Source organism: Kitasatospora sp. NPDC050463, assembly GCF_040655255.1.
Lineage (GTDB): Bacteria > Actinomycetota > Actinomycetes > Streptomycetales > Streptomycetaceae > Kitasatospora.
Genome location: NZ_JBFAJO010000064.1, coordinates 33505 through 53386, shown reverse-complemented (window position 1 = coordinate 53386; position 19882 = coordinate 33505). Strand labels below are relative to the sequence as shown.

The following is a 19882-nucleotide window of genomic DNA, read 5'->3' as shown; positions in this document are numbered from 1 at the left end:
CCGGCGCCGACGGTCGGCGCTCCGTCGCTCCTTCGTCGCTCCGTCGCTTCTCCCTTTCGGCACCGGCGCGGCCCTTCGGCTCGGGGCGGGTTCGGCGGGGGGCTGGGCTTACTACGGGCGGGACGGGGTTGGGGCCTCGGGGCAAGGTTCCGGCTCGGGGTGGGGGCGGGGGGCTTGCCCCTCGGGGGGTTCTGGTCCGGGGTCGGCCCCTGCTGTCCGCCGGTGGGCAGCAGGGGCCGTTCGGCTCCGGGGCGACCCTGGCCCTCGGGGCCGTATAGCGTGGTCGGGCAGCGACGAAAGGACCTCCCACCACCATGACCCGCGTCATCGCCGGGGCGGCCGGCGGCCGCCGGCTGGCCGTACCGCCCGGCCGGGGCACCCGACCGACCTCCGACAAGGCCCGCGAGGCGATGTTCTCCACCCTGGAGGCGTTGCGCGGCACCCTGCACGGGGCCCGGATGCTGGACCTGTTCGGCGGATCGGGCGCGGTCGGCCTGGAGGCGCTGTCCCGCGGCGCCGAGCACGTCCTGCTGGTCGAGGCCGACGGCCAGGCGGCCCGGGTGATCCGGGAGAACGTCCGGACGGTCGCTCTGCCGGGCGCGGTGGTGGCGGCCTCCCGGGCCGAGAAGGTGATCGCCGGCCCGCCCCCGGAGACCCCGTACGACCTGGTCTTCCTCGACCCGCCGTACGTCGTCACCGACGACGAGGTGCGCGAGATGCTGATCACACTCCTGGCCGGGGGCTGGCTCGCGGCCGACGCACTCGTCACCGTGGAGCGCAGCACGCGAGGCGGCGAGTTCGGCTGGCCCGAGGGCTTCGACGTGCTGCGCTCCCGCCGCTACGGCGAGGGCACGCTCTGGTACGGTCGCGCCGCCGCCGAGGCCCGCCCACACTCGTAGCGGGCCGAGGCCCGCAGGACCCGTCACCCCACGAGGGAGCATCCACGCCATGCGCCGCGCCGTCTGCCCCGGATCGTTCGACCCGATCACCAACGGTCATCTCGACATCATCGAGCGGGCCTCGAAGCTGTACGACGTGGTTCATGTCGCGGTCGCGATCAATCGGAACAAGCAGGGCATGTTCACCATCGAGGAGCGGATCGCGCTGATCGAGGAGACCACCGCCAAGTACGGGAACATCGTGGTCGAGTCGCACCTCGGCCTGCTGGTGGACTTCTGCCGGGAGCGCGGCATCCCGGCGATCGTCAAGGGCCTGCGTGCCGTCAGCGACTTCGACTACGAGCTGCAGATGGCCCAGATGAACCACGGGCTGACCGGCGTCGAGACGCTCTTCCTGCCGACCTCGCCGACGTACAGCTTCCTGTCGTCCACGCTGGTCAAGGAGGTCGCCTCGTACGGGGGCGACGTCTCGCACCTGTTGCCGGAGACGGTGCACCGCCGGCTGGTCGAGCGGATCGAGCAGCGGAAGGCCCAGTAGCGGTCCGGCCGGCGCCCGGCCGGTCCGTTTCTGCCGATTCGTCACCACTTGTCCCCGGCCCGGTCCGGCGGGCCGGTCCGGGCGTTGTGACCTCGCCCCGCAGTGGCCGTAAAGTCTGTCTTCCTGCCCTGCGGTGAGGTCCACCGCGCCGGGCCTGCCTCCGCCGGACCGTCGGCGGCACACGGAAAGACGAAGCCCCGTGGACGTGCAGAACAAGGTCGACAAGATCGTCGCGGCCGTCGAGAACGCCCGCTCGATGCCGATGTCGGCCTCCTGCGTGGTGAACCGAGCCGAGCTGGTCGGGCTGCTCCAGGACCTCAGGGCTGCGCTGCCCGCCGAGCTGGCCCAGGCCCAGTCGGTGATGGCCGACCACGAGCAGGTGGTCGCCGGCGCCGAGGCCGAGGCCGAGCGGATCATCCAGGGCGCACACGCCGAGCGCGGCTCGCTGATCTCCGACACCGAGGTGGTCCGGCGGGCCCAGGCCGAGGCGGACCGCATCCTCGCGGAGGCGCGGGCCGAGGTCGAGACCAAGCGCGCCGAGGCCGACGACTACGTGGACAGCAAGCTCGCCAACTTCGAGGTCGTGCTGACCAAGACGCTCGGCGCGGTCGGCCGTGGCCGGACCAAGCTGCGCGGCGACTCCAGCGTCTTCGAGACCGCGTACGAGGGCGAGGGCGACGGCGAGGAGTTCCGGCCGCAGCCGCGGATCACCCCGAGCCCCGAGGTCGACGAGTACGTCGATGTGAAGCTCGCCACCCTGGAGAACGTCCTCAGCGCCACCCTGGAGGCGGTCGGCAAGGGCCGCGACAAGCTGCTCGGCAAGGCCCCGATCGACGAGCTGGGCGCCTACCTGGCCGCCGCCGACCAGGCCCAGCAGGCCAAGAACCGCGCCGAGGCGGTCGCGGCGGGCTTCGCCGCCGACCCCGACGGCGAGGAGGTGCCGTGGTACCGCGAGGAGGTGCCGCAGCAGCAGACCTGGCCGGAGCAGACGCCGGCCGCGGCCGGCTGGCAGGCCCCGGGCACGGACCAGTACGCCGCCGCGCAGCAGCCCGGCGGGCAGTACGCCGAGGTGTACGGCGGCGGCTTCGACCCGGCGGGCCAGGGCGATCCGTACGGCGGCCAGTACGGGTACGGGCAGGAGCAGCCGCAGGCGTACCCGGTCGCGCAGGAGCAGGGCGGCTACGGCTATCCGCAGTCGCAGCAGGGCTACCCGGCGCAGCAGTACGACGCCTGGGGGCAGCCCCGCCCGGAGGCCGGGGGAGGCTACCCGCAGCCGCCCGCCAACCCGCCGGCCGTCCCGCAGCAGCAGCAACAGCAGTCGGGGCTGGACGAGACCAGCTTCTTCGACACCAGCATGATCGACATGACCAGGCTCCGGGAGCTCGGCGGCCGCTGAGGCCTCCCACCGGCCGGGACCGAAGTTGGGCCTGGCGGGAGACTCCGGTAGTCTGACCACTCCGGCCTCTCCGTGTCGGGCCGTCGGTCTGCCCACGCATCGTCCGGTGAGCAGCGCCGAACATCAGTTTTCTCAGGAAGTCAGGACACCTTGAACCGCCTCGACCACCGCGACCCCCTCGTGTTCGACACGCACGAGCTCGGCCGTCGCCCGGGCTCGCTGCGCAAGGTGTCCCGCACCCTGGAGGCCCCCGAGGGCCTCGGCATCATCGATGTGATCGGCGTCCCGGAGAAGAGCGAGCTGCGGCTGGAGCTCCGCCTGGAGTCGGTGGTCGAGGGTGTGCTGGTGACCGGCACCGCCGAGGCCCTGATCGAGGGCGAATGCGTACGGTGCCTCGAACCCGTCGAGGACGACATCGACGTGGACTTCCAGGAGCTGTACTACTACCCGGAGTCCGACGAGCGCCACCGCGCCCGGACCGCCGGTGCCGAGGACCTCGACGAGGACTCGGAAGAAGAGACTTACCGTCTGGAGGGCGACTTCTTCGACCTCCGGCCGGTGCTGCGTGACGCGGTGGTGCTCGCACTGCCGCTGCAGCCGGTGTGCCAGGAAGACTGCCTGGGCCTGTGTTCCGAGTGCGGAGCGCGCCTGAGCGACGACCCGACGCACCACCACGACGCCGCCGACCCCAGGTGGGCGGCTCTGCAGGGACTCTCCGCCGCCCCCGGCGACGAGGGTGACGGAATCAAGAACAGCGACACCCGTGAGGGTGCCGCCGAGAACCAGGAGAAGTAGCCGTGGCTGTTCCGAAGCGGAAGATGTCGCGCAGCAACACGCGCCACCGCCGTTCCAACTGGAAGGCCGTCGTTCCGGCCCTCGTGGCGTGCGACAGCTGCCACGAGCCGAAGCTCGGCCACATCGCGTGCCCGAGCTGCGGCACGTACAACCGTCGCCAGGTCCTCTCGGTCTGATCGGCGGGTGTACGGATCGATGTCGGACGGTAACTCTTCCCGCAAGGCGACCATCGCCCCGAAGGCTTCTTCGGGCGGCGGAAAGGCCGGCGGGCCGGCTTCGACCGAATACGACGTCCTGGAAGGGCGCCTCGGGTACACGCTCGAGCGCGCCCTTCTGGTGCGTGCCCTGACCCACCGCTCGTACGCGTACGAGAACGGCGGGCTGCCCACCAACGAGCGCCTGGAGTTCCTCGGCGACTCGGTGCTGGGCCTGGTGGTGACCGACACCCTCTACCGCGTCCACCCGGACGTCCCGGAGGGCACGCTCGCCAAGCTGCGCGCCGCGGTGGTCAACTCCCGCGCGCTCGCGGACGTCGGCCGGGGCCTGGAGCTCGGGACCTTCATCCGCCTCGGCAAGGGTGAGGAGGGCACCGGCGGCCGCGACAAGTCGTCGATCCTCGCCGACACCGTCGAGGCCGTGATCGGCGCCGTCTACCTGGACCAGGGCCTGGACGCGGCCACCGTGTTCGTCCACCGCCTGTTCGACCCGCTGATCGAGGAGTCCTCTCAGCTGGGCGCCGGCCTGGACTGGAAGACCAGCCTCCAGGAGCTCACCGCCTCGGTGGGCATCGGGGTGCCGGAGTACGTGGTCGAGGAGTCCGGTCCGGACCACGAGAAGACCTTCACCGCCGCGGCCCGGGTGGCCGGCGAGGACTTCGGCAGCGGCGTCGGCCGCTCGAAGAAGGAAGCCGAGCAGAAGGCCGCGGAGAGCGCCTGGCGGGCGATCAAGGAGAAGTACGCCGACCGCCTGCCCGCCGGCACCTGAGGACGCAGTAGCCTTCCTCCTGCAGATCACCGTCGCAGGAGGCTTGTTGCCGTGCCCGAACTCCCCGAGGTCGAGGTCGTCCGCCGAGGTCTGGCGAACTGGGTCGCCGGGCGGACCGTCGCCGGTGTCGACGTGCTGCACCCGCGCGCGGTGCGCCGTCAGCCGGCCGGCGCGGCCGACTTCACCGCGCGGCTGACCGGCACCACGCTCGGCGCCGCGCAGCGCCGCGGCAAGTACCTCTGGGTGCCGCTCTCCGGCGCGGCCGGTGGGCCGTCGGCCGGGGGGTTCTCGCTGATCGGCCACCTCGGCATGAGCGGCCAACTGCTCGTCCAGGACCCGTCGGTGCCCGACGAGAAGCATCTGCGGGTGCGCCTGCGGTTCACCGACGGCGGGCGCGAGCTGCGCTTCGTCGACCAGCGGACCTTCGGCGGGCTGGCCGTGGAGGAGGCCGAGGAGGGCGACCCGGAGGCCACCCCGCTCTCCATCGCGCACATCGCCCGGGACCCGCTCGATCCGCGCTTCGACGACGCCGCCTTCGTGGCCGCGCTGCGGGCCAGGCGCACCACCGTCAAGCGGGCGCTGCTGGACCAGACCCTGATCAGCGGGGTCGGCAACATCTACGCGGACGAGGCGCTCTGGCGCTCCAGGCTGCACTACGACCGCCCGACCGGCTCGCTCACCCGCCCGCAGGCCGCCGTCCTGCTGGCCCACGCGCGGGACGTGATGACGGCCGCCCTGGCCGTCGGCGGCACCAGCTTCGACAGCCTCTACGTCAACGTGAACGGCGAGAGCGGCTACTTCTCCCGCGACCTCGACGCCTACGGCCGCGAGGACGAGCCCTGCCGTCGCTGCGGCACCCCGATCCGCCGCGCCGCCTGGATGAACCGCTCCAGCTACTTCTGCCCCCGCTGCCAGCGCGTCCCCCGGGCGCGCAACGGGGGCTGAGAGCCGCTACCGCTTGCTGAGTTCGGGCTGCGGGTGGTCCGACTCGGCCTGGCCGTGGGTGTCCTGGCCGAAGTAGGCGACGCCGACCGCCGAGACCACGGCGAGCACGAAGCCGGCCACCCCGAGCCAGGCCAGGCCGTCCTTGGAGGAGTCACCGAGCCAGATCACGCCGACCGCCCCGGGCAGCACCGTCTCACCGACCACCAGCGCGGCGGTCGCGCCGTTCACCGAGCCGATCTGCAGTGCCACGGTGTGCACGTACATGCCGCCGATGCCGCCGACCAGGATCGCGTACAGGGCCGGGTCGGAGAGCAACTCGCCGAGTTGGAACGGCTGGACGCCGTTGAGGATCCGCACGCCGACGCCGAGCGCGCCGAAGCCGAGCCCGGAGAGCAGACCGGCGACGATCGCGCCGTTGGCGCCCATCCGCCGCACCAGCAGCCCGCCGCCGACCAGCAGCACGGTGGTGATCAGCAGCAGCCACCAGTGGAAGGACATCTCAGCGTGGTGGCCGCCCTCCGGCCCGGCGGAGACGGCCAGCAGTACCAGCGCCGAGCAGAGCACGCCGATCGACGCCCACTCCAACTGCTTGAGCCGGATGCCGAGCAGCTTGATGCTCAGCACCGCGGTGATCACCAGGTTGGCGCTGATGATGGTCTGGGAGAGGAAGAGCGGCAACAGGCGGGCGGCCAGCGCGCCGAGCCCGAAGCCGATGAAGTCGAGGACCGTGCCCAGGATGAACTCCCAGGTGACGGCGGCCTTCGCGGTGGAGGCGAGGCTGGGCCCGCCGTGTGCGGTGACCCCGGCGGAGCTGTCCCCGGCGGCGGCCTCCTCCCGGGCGGAGCGGCGTGATCCGACGGCCTGCAGGACCGAACCGGTGCCGTAACAGGCGGAGGCCGCCACGGCGGTGACGAGGCCGATGAACACCCAGTTGCTCCGATCGGGAGAAGCGGTACGAGAAGGCGAGGGGACCCAGGTCCGGCCCCCACTATGCCTGGTTGCGGGGTACGGTCCGATCGCCCCTGCGACTGCCGTGTGCCCCCCGGGACGGACGACCGGGCCGGCGGCGGGGTTCCCGTCGGGGCCGGCCTCAGGGGCGGCCGGGGGGAACATCATCCCCGAGGAGGGGAGCGACCCCGGCGGTCGGTGGGGTGCACCGGGTCGCCGGTACGCGGAGGGGATGTCCTGCCGATGCGTGAGGAGGGGTAGCGTCGATGACATGAGAACCCTTGCTCGACGACGTTCCCGGAGCGCCGGGCCGGCGGCCCTGGTGGCGGTGCTGCTCGGGCTGCTGCTCCTGCTGGCCCCGGCGGCCTCTGCGGCCGGCGGGCTGGACGACGCGGCCGCCACGCTCAAGCAGGGCCAGGTGTACGTCGACCCGGCGATGACCGGCCGGTTCAGCCAGAGCCAGGCCGACGCCCTGACCGAGAAGATCCGCAAGACCGACAAGCCGATCTTCATCGCGGTGGTTCCGGCCGCCGACCCGTACGGCGCGAACACGGTGTTCCCGGACCTGCGCACCAAGGTCGGCATCACCGGTGTCTACGGCATCTGGCGCGGTGACCAGTTCCAGGCCCGCTCCGACAAGGGCGCGCTGCCGACCGCGAGCGCCGAGCGGATCGCGGGCGCCGCCGTGCGCTCGCACCCGGGCGACATCGACGCGACCCTGAACGACTTCGTCGACACCGCCGCACCCCAGGTCAAGGGTCACGGGGTGAACAGCGGCGCCGGCGGCGTCTCCACGGCGGCGGTCATCGTCCCGCTGGCCCTGCTGGCGCTGGCCGGTACCGGCGTCTTCCTTCTCTTCCGCCGCTCGAAGAAGCGCAAGGAGGAGCAGCGCCGGGCCGAACTGGAGCAGCTGCGCCGGGTGGTGGACGAGGACATCACCGCCTTCGGTGAGGAGCTGGACCGGCTCGACTTCAACCCGGGCGCCCCGGACGCCGACGACGTCCAGCGCGCCGACTACGCCCACGCCCTCGACTCCTACGAGCGGGCCAAGCGCAGCATGGACGAGGCCAAGGGGCCGGGGGACGTCAAGCCGGTCACCGAGGCGCTGGAGGACGGCCGGTTCGCCCTGGCCACCCTGGACGCCCGGCGCGAGCAGCGGCCGCTGCCGGAGCGGCGTCCGCCGTGCTTCTTCGACCCGCGGCACGGTCCGTCGGTGCAGGACGCCGACTGGGCCCCGGCCGGCGGTGCGGCGCGCACCGTCCCGGTCTGCCGGGCGGACGCCGACCGGCTGGCCACCGGCCAGGACCCGGAGATCCGGACCGTGCCGACCGAGCACGGCCCGCAGCCGTACTGGAACGCCGGCCCGGCGTACGGCCCCTGGGCGGGCGGGTACTTCGGCGGCTTCGGCGGCGGCGGACTGCTGCCCGGCCTGCTGGTCGGCACCATGCTCGGCTCGATGATGAGCTCCCCGGCCTACGGGGCGCCGCTCGACGGCTCCGGGTACGACGGCGGCTCCGGGTACGACGGTGGCGACTACTCCGGCGGCGACTTCAACTCCGGTGACTTCGGTGGCGGCTTCGACGGCGGCGGCGGCGGGGGCGACTTCGGGGGCGGCGGCGACTTCGGCGGCGGCTTCTGATCCCGTCGCCGGCCGCTGATCCCGTCGTCGCGACCACCCGGGCCCGCGGCCCCGCCGGAGGACGGCGGGGCCGCGGGCCCGGTCGTACCGGTCGGGGGGTCCCGATCGGGTTTGAGAACGCAACCCTGTGTGGCAGGCTGGCTGTGTGACCTCCCACACGCCTTCGGCCCCGCCCGCGCTCCCCGGCCGGCCCTGCTCGATCGCCGCCGCGCTCCACGTGGTCGGCGAGAAGTGGGCTCTCCTCGCCGTCCGCGAGCTGTTCTACGGCAACCACCGCTTCGACCGGATCGCCCGCAACACCGGCGCCCCGCGGGACCGGCTCACCGCCCGGCTGCGCGCGCTGGAGGAGGCCGGCGTGGTCGAGCGGCGCGCGTACAGCGAGCGGCCGCCGCGCTACGAGTACCACCTGACCGAGGCCGGCCGCGATCTCGCCCCGCTCACCCAGGCGCTGCTCGGCTGGGGCGACCGCTGGCTGCTCCCGGAGCCGCCGGTGAGCCTCGAACACACCCCCGAGGGGCACGAGCCGCACCCGTACGACCCGGCCTGGGTCTGCCGCACCTGCGGCGAGCAGGGCCGGCGCGCGGACCTCCGGATGGAGATCCACAGCCCGGGCTGGACCACGGCCGGCCCCACGGCGCCGTAGCGCGGGCCGTGACCCGGCCGGATAGGGTCGGAGCCATGCACGGTCGCGACGCACACAGTGACGAACCGGTCCGGGTGACCGCCTGGGTGCGGGGCAAGGTCCAGCAGGTCGGCTTCCGCTGGTGGACCAGGGCGCGGGCGTTGGAGATCGGCCTGACCGGTTACGCGAGCAACCTCGGCGACGGCCGGGTCCAGGTGGTGGCCGAGGGGCTCGCCGCCGACTGCGAGGAGCTGCTTGCCCTGCTGCGCGGCCCGGACACGCCCGGTGGCGTCACCGGTGTGACCGAGATCTGGACGGCCGTCGGTACCGGCTACCCGGGCTTCGAGATCCGCTGAGCGGGGTGCCGAAGGCCGTGGCGGGCCCGCCGGAGGACGTTCCCGTGAAATGATCGGCGGCCGTCGGTGTCATACGGTTGCCATCTGGGCAGACTCGTGGTTGACTCCGCATCGAACGATGATCCACGAGCACATGGTGGACCGGCCCGACATCACCTGGTGTGACCACACCGCCAGGCAGGTGACAGGGGCGCGGTAGCGTGCGGTGATCGTGTTGACCCTTTCCGTCTTTGGTGAGACGCTGGAAGCCCGCGCACACGACCGCGTTTACCCGGTAGGCGCACACCTTCGTGGGCCCAGCTCACGGTGGTTGTGCCGTAGTGCCCAGCCAGCACTGCCGGTGGCGCGCCGCGCGTGCGTCCCCCTTCCCCCTAGACCTGTACCGTTCCGGTTCGGTCACTCAGCGTGGAGGACCATTCATCATGGCAAAGGCGCTTCTCGGGTACGTCGGCGGCCCCGACCCGCGAATGCTCTCCGAGATGCGACGGCTTCAGCAGCGCGTCCAGGACCTGGAGTCCGAGCTCCTTCGGATGCAGGCTGAGAACGACGCGCTCACCGCTGTCGCTGACGAGCACTCGCTGCTCAACAGCATCGACCTGGATCAGCGGGAGCCGGCTCTCACCTGAGTCCCGCCCGGTCCTCGCAGATCGACGCCGTTGTGCACTGAGCCGCCCCGATAAGGGACGCAGCTTGCAAGGGACGCCCTGTGTGGCGTCCCTTCGTCGTGTCCGGACACCGTTGCCGCCGGTCCGGCCGGATACAGTCGCCGCTGGGGCCCTGGCGAGCGACGAGGAGACCGGCGCGTGCACCTGAAGAGTCTGACGCTGCGCGGGTTCAAGTCCTTCGCCTCCGCCACCACCCTGCGGTTCGAGCCCGGGATCACCTGCGTGGTCGGCCCCAACGGCTCCGGCAAGTCCAACGTCGTCGACGCGCTCTCCTGGGTGATGGGGGAGCAGGGCGCCAAGTCGCTGCGCGGCGGCAAGATGGAGGACGTCATCTTCGCCGGGACCAGCGGGCGCGCCCCGCTCGGCCGCGCGGAGGTCAGCCTCACCATCGACAACTCCGACGGCGCGCTGCCGATCGAGTACGCCGAGGTGACCATCACCCGGACGATGTTCCGCAACGGTGGCAGCGAGTACGCGCTCAACGGCGACACCTGCCGGCTGCTGGACATCCAGGAACTGCTCTCCGACTCCGGCATCGGCCGCGAGATGCACGTCATCGTCGGTCAGGGACAGCTCGACTCCGTACTGCACGCCGACCCGATGGGCCGCCGCGCCTTCATCGAGGAGGCGGCCGGCGTGCTCAAGCACCGCAAGCGCAAGGAGAAGGCGCTGCGGAAGCTGGACGCGATGCAGGTCAACCTCAACCGGGTGCAGGACCTGGTCGCCGAACTGCGCCGCCAGCTCGGACCGCTCGGCCGGCAGGCGAAGATCGCCCGCCGCGCCGCCGGCATCCAGGCCGAGCTGCGCGACGCCCGGCTCCGGCTGCTCGCCGACGACCTGCTCGCCCTGCGCCGGGCCGTCGAGGCCGAGGTCGCCGACGAGTCGGCACTGAGGCTGCGCCGCTCCACCGTCGAAGAGGAGCTGGGCCGGGCGATCCGGCGGGAGGCCGTCCTGGAGGCACAGGTCCAGCAGCTCGGCCCGAGCCTGGAGGCGGCCCGGCAGACCTGGTACCGACTCTCCGCCCTCGCCGAGCGGACCCGCGGCACCGTCGGGCTGGCCGAGGCCAGGGCCCGGCACGCGGTCGCCGGGGGAGCGGTCGAGGAACGGCGCGGCCGGGACCCGGAGGAGCTGGAGCGGGAGGCCGAGCACGTCCGGGAGGAGGAGGCGGCGCTGGCCGAGGCCCTGGAGGAGGCCCGCTACGCGCTCGCCGAGGCGGTCGAGTCCAGGGGCCGGCTGGAGCGTGAACTCGCCGCCGAGGAACGGCGGCTGAAGGACGCGGCCCGGGCCATCGCGGACCGCCGCGAGGGGCTGGCCCGGCTGCAGGGGCAGGCCGCGGCCGCCCGGTCCAAGGCGGCGGCCGCCGAGGCGGAGATCGGCCGGCTCACCGAGGCCCGGGACGAGGCGCTGCTGCGCGCCGAGGCCGCCCTGGCCGCCTACGAGGAGCTGCGGGAACAGGTCGACGCGCTGGCCGGGGACGACGAACGGGCCGACGCCGCCCACGAGGCCGCCCGGGCGCGGCTCGCCGCCGTCGAACGCGATCTGGCCGCCGCCCGCGAGAGCGCCGGTGCCGCCGAGCGCGAGCGCGCCGGGCTGACCGCGCGGCACGAGGCACTGGCGCTCGGACTGCGCCGCAAGGACGGCAGCGGCGCGCTGCTGGCGGCCGGTGACCGGCTGGCCGGGCTGCTCGGCCCGGCGGCCGCGCTGCTGCGGATCGAACCCGGACACGAGAGCGCCGTCGCGGCGGCGCTCGGCGCCGCCGCGGACGCGGTGGCGGTCGACTCGCCCGCCACGGCCGCCGAGGCCCTGCGCCTGCTGCGCGCGCAGGACGCCGGCCGGGCCGCGCTGCTCATCGCGGGCGCGCCAGAAGCGTCCGCGCCGACGCCGGAATTGCCACCCGGTGCCCGCTGGGCCGCCGAACTGGTCGACGGCCCCGCCCCGTTGCTGCCGGCCGTGCGGGCACTGCTGGCGGCGGTCGTGGTGGTCGGCTCGCTCGACGAGGCGGTCCGACTGGTGGCGGAGCACCCCTCGCTGAGCGCCGTCACCGCCGAGGGGGACCGGCTCGGCGTGGGCTTCGCGTACGGGGGCGCGGGCGGTGCGCCGAGCCTGCTGGAGACCCAGGCGGCGGTGGACGAGACGGCCCGGGCGATCGGTGAACTGGACGTCCGCTGCGCCGAGTCCGCCGAACGGCTGGCCGAACTCGCCGGACTGCGAGGGGAGTCCGCCGCCGAACTGGAGCAACTGGCCGTCACCCGACGCAAGGCGGAGCGGGAGCGGGCCGAGGTGGCGGGCGCGCTCGGCCGGCTCGGCGGGCAGTCCCGGGCCGCGGCCGGCGAGGCCGAACGGCTCACGGCCGCCGCCGCCCGTGCCCAACAGGGGCTGGCCGACCTGCTCGCCACCGCCGAGGAGCTGGCCGAACGGCTCGCGGCCGCCGAGGAGTCCGCCGACGCGAGGGAGGACGAACCCGACGCGGCCGAGCAGCAGCGGCTGACCGAGGCCGCCGTCGGCGCCCGGCAGGCCGAGCTGGAGACCCGGCTCGCCGTGCGTACGCACGAGGAGCGGGCGCGCGCGCTCACCGGGCGGGCGGACCAGCTGGACCGGGCCGCCCGGACCGAGCGCGAGGCGCGCGCCCGGGCCGCCGAGCGCCGGTTGCGCGCCGAGCACGACGCCCGGGTGGCGAACGCCGTCACGGCCGGCGCCCGGCAGCTGCTGGCCTGTCTGGAGGTGTCGCTGGCCCGCGCGGACGCCGGGCGGGCGGCCGTCGAGCAGGCCCGTGCCGAGCGTGAGGCACAGCTCCGGGAGCACCGCGAGCACGGCCGGGAACTCAAGGCCGAGCTGGACAAGCTGGTCGACGCCGGCCACCGGGACGAGGTGCTGCGCGCCGAGAAGCGGCTGCGGATCGAGCAGTTGGAGGCCCGGGCGCTGGAGGAGTTCGGCATCGAGGGCGGCGAGCTGCTCGCTTCCTACGGGCCGGACCGGCTCGTGCCCTCGCCGGCACCCGAGGAGGGCGAGGAGCCCGGCGAGCCGCGCCCCTACGTCCGGGCCGAGCAGGAGAAGCGGCTCCGCGCGGCGGAGAAGGCCTACCAGCAGCTGGGCAAGGTCAACCCGCTGGCGCTGGAGGAGTTCGCGGCGCTGGAGGAGCGGCACACCTTCCTCGGCGAGCAGCTGGACGACCTCAAGCGGAGCCGGCGCGACCTGCTCGACATCGTCAAGGACGTGGACGAGCGGGTCGAGCAACTGTTCACCTCGGCCTACCACGACACCGCCGCCCAGTTCGAGGGCGTCTTCTCGCGGCTCTTCCCCGGCGGGGAGGGGCGGCTGGTGCTGACCGATCCGGACCACATGCTGACCACCGGGGTCGAGGTGGAGGCCCGACCGCCGGGCAAGAAGGTCAAGCGGCTCTCGCTGCTCTCCGGCGGGGAGCGCTCGCTGACCGCGGTGGCGCTGCTGGTGTCGATCTTCAAGGCCCGGCCCAGCCCGTTCTACGTGATGGACGAGGTGGAGGCGGCGCTGGACGAGACCAACCTGCGCCGGCTGGTCGGGATCATGGAGGAGCTGAGGGAGAGCTCCCAGCTGATCGTGATCACCCACCAGAAGCTGACCATGGAGTCCGCCGACGCCCTCTACGGCGTGACTATGAAGGGCGACGGCATCTCCCAGGTGATCAGTCAGCGGCTGCGCGAGGCGGCACCCGCCGCTCGTCGGGCCGGCGGGGAGCACCGGGAGCGCGCCCTGGCGAGCCGTACCGTTTCTGCCTAGTCCGCCTGCGGTCCGTCCGCGCCGCCGTCACGGATACTGGACGGGTTATGGAATACGTGATCCTTGCCGTAGTCATCGCCGTGGTCGCCGTCGGCGCGATCGCGGGCCTCGTCGTTTCCGGCAGACGACGCCAGCAGCTCCCCCCGAAGTCGCAGGCGCCGGTCATCACGGCGCCCGGGACCCCACAAGAGCCCCAGGTCGGCGAGGAGGCCGCGCCGCCGACCCAGGAGCCCCGTCGCACCATCGAGGAGGTCGAACTCCCCGAGGCCGAGGCCGTCCCCGAGACGGTCGAGGCGATCGAGGCCGAGCAGGTCCCGGCCCTCGAAGTCCCCGAGCCCACCGCCGGCCGGCTGGTCCGGCTCCGCTCCCGGCTCTCCCGCTCGCAGAACACGCTCGGGAAGGGGCTGCTCTCGCTGCTCTCCCGCGAGCACCTCGACGAGGACACCTGGGAGGAGATCGAGGACACCCTGCTCACCGCCGACGTCGGCGTGGCTCCCACCCAGGAGCTGGTCGAGCGGCTGCGCACCCGGGTGAAGGTGCTCGGCACCCGCACCCCGGACGAGCTGCGCGCCCTGCTGCGCGAGGAGCTCGTCGAGCTGATCGGCACGGACGCCGACCGCACGGTGCACTCCACCAAGCACGAGGACGGCCCGGCCGTCGTCCTGGTGGTCGGCGTCAACGGCGTCGGCAAGACCACCACCACCGGCAAGCTGGCCCGGGTGCTGGTCGCCGACGGCCGCACGGTGGTGCTCGGCGCGGCCGACACCTTCCGGGCCGCCGCCGCCGACCAGCTGCAGACCTGGGGCGAGCGGGTCGGCGCGCGGACCGTCCGCGGCCCCGAGGGCGGCGACCCGGCCTCGGTCGCGTTCGACGCGGTCAAGGAGGGCATCGCCGAGGGCGCCGACACCGTGCTGGTGGACACCGCCGGTCGGCTGCACACCAAGACCGGCCTGATGGACGAGCTGGGCAAGGTCAAGCGGGTCGTGGAGAAGCACGGTCCGGTGGACGAGGTGCTGCTGGTGCTGGACGCCACCACCGGCCAGAACGGTCTGATCCAGGCCCGGGTGTTCGCCGAGGTGGTCGACATCACCGGCATCGTGCTGACCAAGCTGGACGGCACCGCCAAGGGCGGCATCGTGGTCGCGGTGCAGCGGGAGCTGGGCGTCCCGGTCAAGCTGATCGGGCTCGGCGAGGGTGCCGACGACCTGGCGCCGTTCGAGCCGGGTGCGTTCGTGGACGCGCTGATCGGGGACTGAACCCCGCCGTCCCGATGAAGGGTCCGCTCCGTGAGGGGCGGGCCCTTCGGCATTCCGCCCGAGTGGCCGAGCGCCGCTCGCACGAAGTCCCACCCGCGCCGCCCCCACCCGTACCCGCCCCGCCCCGAACCCGCGCCGAGCGGGCCCGGAGGCGAGCGGGCGAACTACGAAGCGAGCCAGGCGGGCTCGGCGCTGCGCTCGCGACCGCGGTGGCAGGCGTAGGCGAGGGTGCCGAGCAGCAGCCGGGCCTCGGGCGGGCAACCGGCGTTGTCGCGGGTGGGCCGACGCAGCCAGCGGACCGGGCCCAGGCCACCGAGCACGGTGGGCGGTGCGGCGACGTAGCTGCCCTCGCCGTGGCAGGTGAGGTCGAGCGCGGCGTCGTCCCAGCCCATCCGGTACAGCAGGTCGGGCAGCCGGAGGGCGGTGCCGGCGGCGACCAGGAACTGCAAACGGCCGGTGGGCGAGGCCAGCACCGGGCCGACCTGGGTGCCCATGCGCTCCAACCGGACGAGGGCCTGGAGGCCGGCCTGCTCGGGGACGTCCAGGACGTCGAAGGCGCGGCCGGTGGGGAACAGGACGGAGACGTCCGTCGCGGTGCGGGCCGCCGGCGGGCCGCCGGGGGCGGGGTGCAGACCAGGGGCGGCGCAACGGGCGGCGCCGCAGTGGCAGCGGGCCGCGGTCGCGGCCGGGCCGGCCGGGTTGCCGACGGTGACCGCCCAGCCCCAGCGACCGGTGTACTCCGCGGCCGCCCGGGACGCGGTCACCCGGGTGCGGCGGCGCGCGCCCAGCGGGGCCAACCGCAGGTGCCCCAGTCGAAGTTCGCCGAACAGGTTGTCCATGCCTCCCCCAACAGGATCTCGTAGCCGATGGTTACGGGATGGTGACTTTGTGTTGATTGTCCGTTGCGTGGTGCGTGGTGCGGTGGCGGCGCGCAGCGCGTGGCGTGCGCCTGTTGCGGTGCTGCGCCTCGGGCGCCGCCTTGTGGGGGGCGGTGCCGATGCCGGATCGTCGTCTGCGCGAGGTGGCCGCGGACCGGAGTGAGCGGCAAACTCGCCTGGGGCTGCTGTGGGTTGCAGGTCGTGGACGGTGGTACCGGTGGGGACTTGGCGGCCCGCATATGCCGGACCGCCGGGGCTATCCAGTGAAGCGTCTGCGGACTTGGATCGGTTCACTCCTGGGGGTGGCGAAAGGTGGCGTTTCGCCAGGGTCGCTCCCCCGGACCCTGTGCGGGGCATTACGTTCAGTGCGCAGACATCGTCGTGGAGTCCGCTTCCGGCCCTATGGGGGCGGGAGTTGGGGAATCTGACGCCTCGTCCGCGAGGATGGCACACCAGTGCGACGAGTGGTCCGGCAGGCGGTCTCGACAGCACCTCGGAAGCAGCACGTCTGGCAAGAGCCCGCAACCGTCGGGCGGTCACGATCGGGGCCCCGCAGCAGGGGCCGGGCGGGATGGGGACGTTCCCATGGCAGAGAAGCAACCCAATGAGAAGCTGACCACGTGGTTCGCCCGCAGCGGCTGGTCCAAGGGCGAACTGGCCCGCCAGGTCAACCGCCGGGCCCGCCAGATCGGCGCCCATCACGTGTCCACCGACACCTCGCGGGTGCGGCGCTGGCTCGACGGGGAGCAGCCCCGCGAGCCGATCCCCAAGATCATGTCGGAGTTGTTCTCCGAACGCTTCGGCTCCGTGGTCTCCATCGAGGACCTCGGGCTGCGGGCCGCCATCCCGGTCTCCACCGTGGGCGGCGGCGTCGACCTGCCGTGGAGCGCACCGCAGACCGTCCAGCTGATCAGCGACTACTCGCGCAGCGATCTGATGCTCAACCGGCGCGGCTTCCTCGGCACTTCGCTCGCCCTCGCGGCCGGCGCCGCGCTGATCGAGCCGATGCAGCGCTGGCTCGCCCCCGGCCCGAACGGCACCCCCACCCCGATCCTGACGGCGGCCAACGGCGGCGAGCCGTTCACCGGCCGGCTCTCCGAGCCCGAGCTGGAACTGCTGGAGCAGACCACCGTCATGTTCCGGCAGTGGGACGCGCAGAACGGCGGCGGGCTGCGCCGCAAGGCCGTCGTCGGCCAGCTCCACGAGGTCACCGACCTGCTCCAGGAGACGTACCCCGAGCAGACCACCAGGCGGCTGTTCCGGCTCACCGCCGAGCTCGCCCACCTGGCCGGCTGGATGTCCTACGACGTGGGCATGCACCCCAGCGCGCAGAAGTACTACGTGCTGGCGCTGCACGCCGCCAAGGAGGCCGGCGACCGCCCGTTCGGTGCGCTGATCCTCACCGACATGAGCCGCCAGATGATCCACCTCAACCGCGGCGAGGACGCCCTGGAGCTGATCCACCTCGCCCAGTACGGCAGCCGCGACACCGCCACCCCGCGCCAGCAGTCCCTGCTGTACGCGATGGAGGCGCGCGCCTACGCCACCATCGGCGAGGTGAACCGCTGCGCCCGGGCGGTCCGGCTGGCCGAGGACACCTTCACCGACATCCGCGACGGTGACGGCGACCCGGACTGGCTGAAGTTCTTCTCGCCGGCCGAGCTGAACGCCGAGAACGCCCACTCCTTCCGCGACCTCGCCTACCACTCCGACCGGGCCGAGCTGTACGCCTCGATGTCCGCGCCGGTCATGGAGCGGGCGGTCGACCTCTTCCGCCAGGACGGCGACCACGTCCGCTCGTACGCCTTCAACCTGATCGGCATGGCCAGCGTGCACCTGTTGCAGCGGGAGCCGGAGCAGGCCGTGGTGATGGCCGAGCAGGCGGTGGACATCGCCACCAAGGTGCGCTCGGAGCGGCTCAACTCCCGGGTGCGCAAGACCACCGAGGCCGCCGCCGCCCGGTACAGCGGGGTGGACGCGATCAGCCGGCTCAAGGAGCGGGTGGTCCAGGACATCCCGGAGTACGTCTCGGTCGTCTGACCCGCCCCGACGTACCTCCCCAGCCCCCACCGACCGGGACGGCCGCCGCCGCCACGGTCGGTGGTGTGTCCGGCACTCCTCGTACCGCGCGGCGGCACGGTAACCCATCGCACCCGGCGGCACGGCCGTGGTTCACGTAGGCGTAACCCGCGCGTCGCCGTCGTCACGGTCGCGAAACACCGGGCCGCATCGGCCGAAACCCGCCTTCGGCACGCTCCTTCCCATCGCCGACACCCCGGGTGGCACGGGACAGGTATCCCGGGTGTGGAGCGGCTTCCAGTCATGAGGAGACGCCGATGCCGGACGGCTTCAGCGCGGGAGATACCGCCTTCGTGCTCATTTGCGCGGCCCTGGTCATGGTGATGACCCCTGGCCTGGCCTTCTTCTACGGGGGCATGGTCAGGGCCAAGAGCACCCTCAACATGCTGGCGATGAGCTTCCTCTCGCTGGGCATCGTCAGCGTGCTCTGGGTCCTCTACGGGTACTCGCTCAGCTTCGGCCCCGACGCGGGTGCCGGGCTGATCGGGAACCTGGACTTCCTCGGGATGCACGGCATCGGGCTGAACGACCTGACCGGGACGATCCCGGTCACCGCGTTCTCCGCCTTCCAGCTGATGTTCGCGATCATCACCCCGGCGCTGATCAGCGGCGCCGTCGCGGACCGTGCCAAGTTCACCGCCTGGGGCCTGTTCATCGCACTCTGGGTGACCGTCGTCTACTTCCCGGTCGCGCACTGGGTCTTCTTCTTCGACGGTGGCAACGGCGGCTGGCTCGGCGACCGCAACGGCGTGATCGACTTCGCCGGCGGCACCGCGGTGCACATCAACGCCGGTGTCGCGGGCCTGGCGCTCTGCCTGGTGCTGGGCAAGCGGGTCGGCTTCCGGAAGGACCCGATGCGCCCGCACAGCCTGCCGCTGGTGATGCTCGGCTCCGGGCTGCTCTGGTTCGGCTGGTTCGGCTTCAACGCCGGCTCGGCCCTGGCCGCCAACGGCGTCGCCGCGATGGCCCTGATCAACACCCAGGTGGCCACGGCGGCCGCGCTGCTCGGCTGGCTGATCTACGAGAAGCTGCGGCACGGCGCGTTCACCACGCTGGGCGCCGCCTCCGGCGCGGTGGCCGGTCTGGTCGCCATCACCCCCGCCTGCGGCTCGGTCAGCCCGCTCGGCGCGGTCGCGATCGGCCTGATCGCCGGCGCCGTCTGCGCCGCGGCGATCAGCCTCAAGTACCGCTTCGGCTTCGACGACTCGCTCGACGTGGTCGGCGTGCACGCGGTCGGCGGCGCCATCGGGTCGCTGCTGGTCGGGCTCTTCGCCACCGGCACCGTCGGCCAGAGCGCCAAGGGCCTGTTCTACGGCGGTGGCCTGGAGCAGCTCGGCAAGCAGGCGATGGGCGTGGCCGTGGTCGGCGCCTACTCCTTCGTCCTCTCCTGGCTGCTGGCCAAGGCGATCGACAGCACGGTCGGGTTCCGGGTCGCCGAGGACGTCGAGGTCGCCGGTATCGACCAGGCCGAGCACGCCGAGTCCGCCTACGACTTCAGCGCACTGGGCGCCGGTCCGGCCAGGATCACCCTGGCCCCGGCGGTGGCCGTGGTCGCCGAGTCCGCACCCGGCACCGCCTCCAGGACCGCTGACAAGAACGCCGAGAAGACCGAGGTGGACGTCTGATGAAGCTCATCACCGCAGTCATCAAGCCGCACCGCCTGGACGATGTGAAGGCCGCCCTGCAGGCCTTCGGCGTGCACGGCCTGACCGTCACCGAGGCCAGTGGTTACGGCCGGCAGCGCGGCCACACCGAGGTCTACCGGGGCGCGGAGTACACCGTGGACCTGGTGCCCAAGGTCAGAATCGAGGTCCTGGTCGAGGACGACGACGCCGACCAGCTGATCGACGTCCTGGTGAAGGCCGCCCGGACCGGCAAGATCGGCGACGGCAAGGTCTGGAGCGTTCCGGTCGAGACCGCTGTCCGGGTCCGGACCGGTGAGCGCGGCCCCGACGCCCTCTGACCGGGACCCCCTCTCCCCAGGGCAGGGCCTAGCATTCAGCACGATCCCGCAGGCGGGCCCGCGACCACCCCGTGGTCGCGGGTCCGCTGACGGCGTATCAGCGCTCTTCGTTCGAATCGGTGTTCCTCGCTCGAATCAGCGCTCACGCTCAACCGGACGACGA

18 protein-coding genes are annotated in these 19882 nt (G+C 73.0%); 16 read left to right on the top strand and 2 right to left on the bottom strand.

The annotated features are described in order from the left end of the window. Window positions 1-314: 314 nt before the first annotated feature. From rsmD to mutM, 7 genes are all read left to right on the top strand, one after another. On the top strand, window positions 315-899 hold the full coding sequence (gene rsmD / locus AB0J08_RS31415) for a 16S rRNA (guanine(966)-N(2))-methyltransferase RsmD (protein ID WP_360641242.1): 585 nt from the start codon (window positions 315-317) through the stop codon (window positions 897-899). 49 nt (window positions 900-948) lie between these two features. Then, entirely contained in the window at window positions 949-1437 is a 489-nt protein-coding gene (gene coaD, locus AB0J08_RS31410; RefSeq protein ID WP_360641241.1) for a pantetheine-phosphate adenylyltransferase, read from the top strand. Window positions 1438-1636: 199 nt separating this feature from the next. Next, a complete protein-coding gene (locus tag AB0J08_RS31405; RefSeq protein WP_360641240.1) occupies window positions 1637-2833 on the top strand; it encodes a cell division initiation protein in 1197 nt (398 codons plus the stop codon). A gap of 150 nt (window positions 2834-2983) precedes the next feature. Then, complete coding sequence (locus AB0J08_RS31400; RefSeq protein ID WP_360641239.1) at window positions 2984-3628, top strand: DUF177 domain-containing protein; 645 nt, start codon at window positions 2984-2986, stop codon at window positions 3626-3628. Window positions 3629-3630: 2 nt separating this feature from the next. Then, window positions 3631-3804 carry a 50S ribosomal protein L32 gene (gene rpmF / locus AB0J08_RS31395; RefSeq protein WP_188303282.1) on the top strand — a complete coding sequence of 58 codons (174 nt, stop codon included), beginning with the start codon at window positions 3631-3633 and terminating at the stop codon, window positions 3802-3804. A 19-nt stretch (window positions 3805-3823) separates the two neighbouring features. Then, window positions 3824-4612 carry a ribonuclease III gene (gene rnc, locus AB0J08_RS31390; RefSeq protein ID WP_360641238.1) on the top strand — a complete coding sequence of 263 codons (789 nt, stop codon included), beginning with the start codon at window positions 3824-3826 and terminating at the stop codon, window positions 4610-4612. A gap of 51 nt (window positions 4613-4663) precedes the next feature. Beyond that, window positions 4664-5557, top strand: a complete 894-nt coding sequence (gene mutM / locus AB0J08_RS31385) for a bifunctional DNA-formamidopyrimidine glycosylase/DNA-(apurinic or apyrimidinic site) lyase (protein ID WP_360641237.1) — start codon at window positions 4664-4666, stop codon at window positions 5555-5557. 6 nt (window positions 5558-5563) lie between these two features. Here the strand turns inward: mutM and AB0J08_RS31380 are convergent, their stop codons facing one another. Continuing rightward, complete coding sequence (locus AB0J08_RS31380) at window positions 5564-6484, bottom strand: hypothetical protein (RefSeq protein ID WP_360641236.1); 921 nt, start codon at window positions 6482-6484, stop codon at window positions 5564-5566. 292 nt (window positions 6485-6776) lie between these two features. Between AB0J08_RS31380 and AB0J08_RS31375 the strand changes: the two genes are divergently transcribed. The 6 genes from AB0J08_RS31375 (at window position 6777) to ftsY (ending at window position 14799) form a co-directional block, all read left to right on the top strand. Beyond that, a complete protein-coding gene (locus AB0J08_RS31375; protein ID WP_360641235.1) occupies window positions 6777-8144 on the top strand; it encodes a hypothetical protein in 1368 nt (455 codons plus the stop codon). Between the two features lie 145 nt (window positions 8145-8289). Then, a complete protein-coding gene (locus tag AB0J08_RS31370; RefSeq protein WP_360641234.1) occupies window positions 8290-8787 on the top strand; it encodes a helix-turn-helix domain-containing protein in 498 nt (165 codons plus the stop codon). Window positions 8788-8822: 35 nt separating this feature from the next. Next, complete coding sequence (locus tag AB0J08_RS31365) at window positions 8823-9122, top strand: acylphosphatase (protein ID WP_360641233.1); 300 nt, start codon at window positions 8823-8825, stop codon at window positions 9120-9122. A 422-nt stretch (window positions 9123-9544) separates the two neighbouring features. Next, window positions 9545-9748, top strand: coding sequence for a hypothetical protein (locus AB0J08_RS31360; RefSeq protein ID WP_030243474.1), 204 nt, complete (start codon window positions 9545-9547; stop codon window positions 9746-9748). Window positions 9749-9925: 177 nt separating this feature from the next. Next, window positions 9926-13543 (top strand): chromosome segregation protein SMC, encoded by a 3618-nt coding sequence (gene smc / locus AB0J08_RS31355; protein ID WP_360641232.1) that lies wholly within the window; start codon window positions 9926-9928, stop codon window positions 13541-13543. A gap of 47 nt (window positions 13544-13590) precedes the next feature. Beyond that, the gene (gene ftsY, locus AB0J08_RS31350) at window positions 13591-14799 is read left to right on the top strand and encodes a signal recognition particle-docking protein FtsY (protein WP_360641231.1); all 1209 of its coding nucleotides are present in this window, start codon (window positions 13591-13593) and stop codon (window positions 14797-14799) included. A gap of 164 nt (window positions 14800-14963) precedes the next feature. Here the strand turns inward: ftsY and AB0J08_RS31345 are convergent, their stop codons facing one another. Continuing rightward, window positions 14964-15638, bottom strand: coding sequence for a bifunctional DNA primase/polymerase (locus AB0J08_RS31345; RefSeq protein WP_360641230.1), 675 nt, complete (start codon window positions 15636-15638; stop codon window positions 14964-14966). A 624-nt stretch (window positions 15639-16262) separates the two neighbouring features. Between AB0J08_RS31345 and AB0J08_RS31340 the strand changes: the two genes are divergently transcribed. The 3 genes from AB0J08_RS31340 to AB0J08_RS31330 all read left to right on the top strand — a co-directional run bounded on the left by AB0J08_RS31340 (window position 16263) and on the right by AB0J08_RS31330 (window position 19719). Further along, window positions 16263-17717: a hypothetical protein gene (locus tag AB0J08_RS31340; RefSeq protein WP_360641229.1), complete on the top strand. Its 1455-nt coding sequence runs from the start codon at window positions 16263-16265 to the stop codon at window positions 17715-17717. Window positions 17718-18013: 296 nt separating this feature from the next. Next, complete coding sequence (locus AB0J08_RS31335; RefSeq protein WP_360641228.1) at window positions 18014-19381, top strand: ammonium transporter; 1368 nt, start codon at window positions 18014-18016, stop codon at window positions 19379-19381. Next, entirely contained in the window at window positions 19381-19719 is a 339-nt protein-coding gene (locus AB0J08_RS31330) for a P-II family nitrogen regulator (protein WP_329489763.1), read from the top strand. Before AB0J08_RS31335 ends, AB0J08_RS31330 begins: the two co-directional genes overlap by 1 nt. Window positions 19720-19882: the final 163 nt, after the last annotated feature.

Bases quoted from the DNA above. Each gene is read 5' to 3' on its own strand.
- rsmD (WP_360641242.1), top strand. From the start codon at position 315: ATGACCCGCGTCATCGCCGGGGCGGCCGGCGGCCGCCGGCTGGCCGTA.
- coaD (WP_360641241.1), top strand. From the start codon at position 949: ATGCGCCGCGCCGTCTGCCCCGGATCGTTCGACCCGATCACCAACGGT.
- rnc (WP_360641238.1), top strand. From the start codon at position 3,824: ATGTCGGACGGTAACTCTTCCCGCAAGGCGACCATCGCCCCGAAGGCT.
- AB0J08_RS31375 (WP_360641235.1), top strand. From the start codon at position 6,777: ATGAGAACCCTTGCTCGACGACGTTCCCGGAGCGCCGGGCCGGCGGCC.
- AB0J08_RS31365 (WP_360641233.1), top strand. From the start codon at position 8,823: ATGCACGGTCGCGACGCACACAGTGACGAACCGGTCCGGGTGACCGCC.
- AB0J08_RS31360 (WP_030243474.1), top strand. From the start codon at position 9,545: ATGGCAAAGGCGCTTCTCGGGTACGTCGGCGGCCCCGACCCGCGAATG.
- ftsY (WP_360641231.1), top strand. From the start codon at position 13,591: ATGGAATACGTGATCCTTGCCGTAGTCATCGCCGTGGTCGCCGTCGGC.
- AB0J08_RS31345 (WP_360641230.1), bottom strand. From the start codon at position 15,638: ATGGACAACCTGTTCGGCGAACTTCGACTGGGGCACCTGCGGTTGGCC.
- AB0J08_RS31340 (WP_360641229.1), top strand. From the start codon at position 16,263: ATGGCAGAGAAGCAACCCAATGAGAAGCTGACCACGTGGTTCGCCCGC.
- AB0J08_RS31335 (WP_360641228.1), top strand. From the start codon at position 18,014: ATGCCGGACGGCTTCAGCGCGGGAGATACCGCCTTCGTGCTCATTTGC.
- AB0J08_RS31330 (WP_329489763.1), top strand. From the start codon at position 19,381: ATGAAGCTCATCACCGCAGTCATCAAGCCGCACCGCCTGGACGATGTG.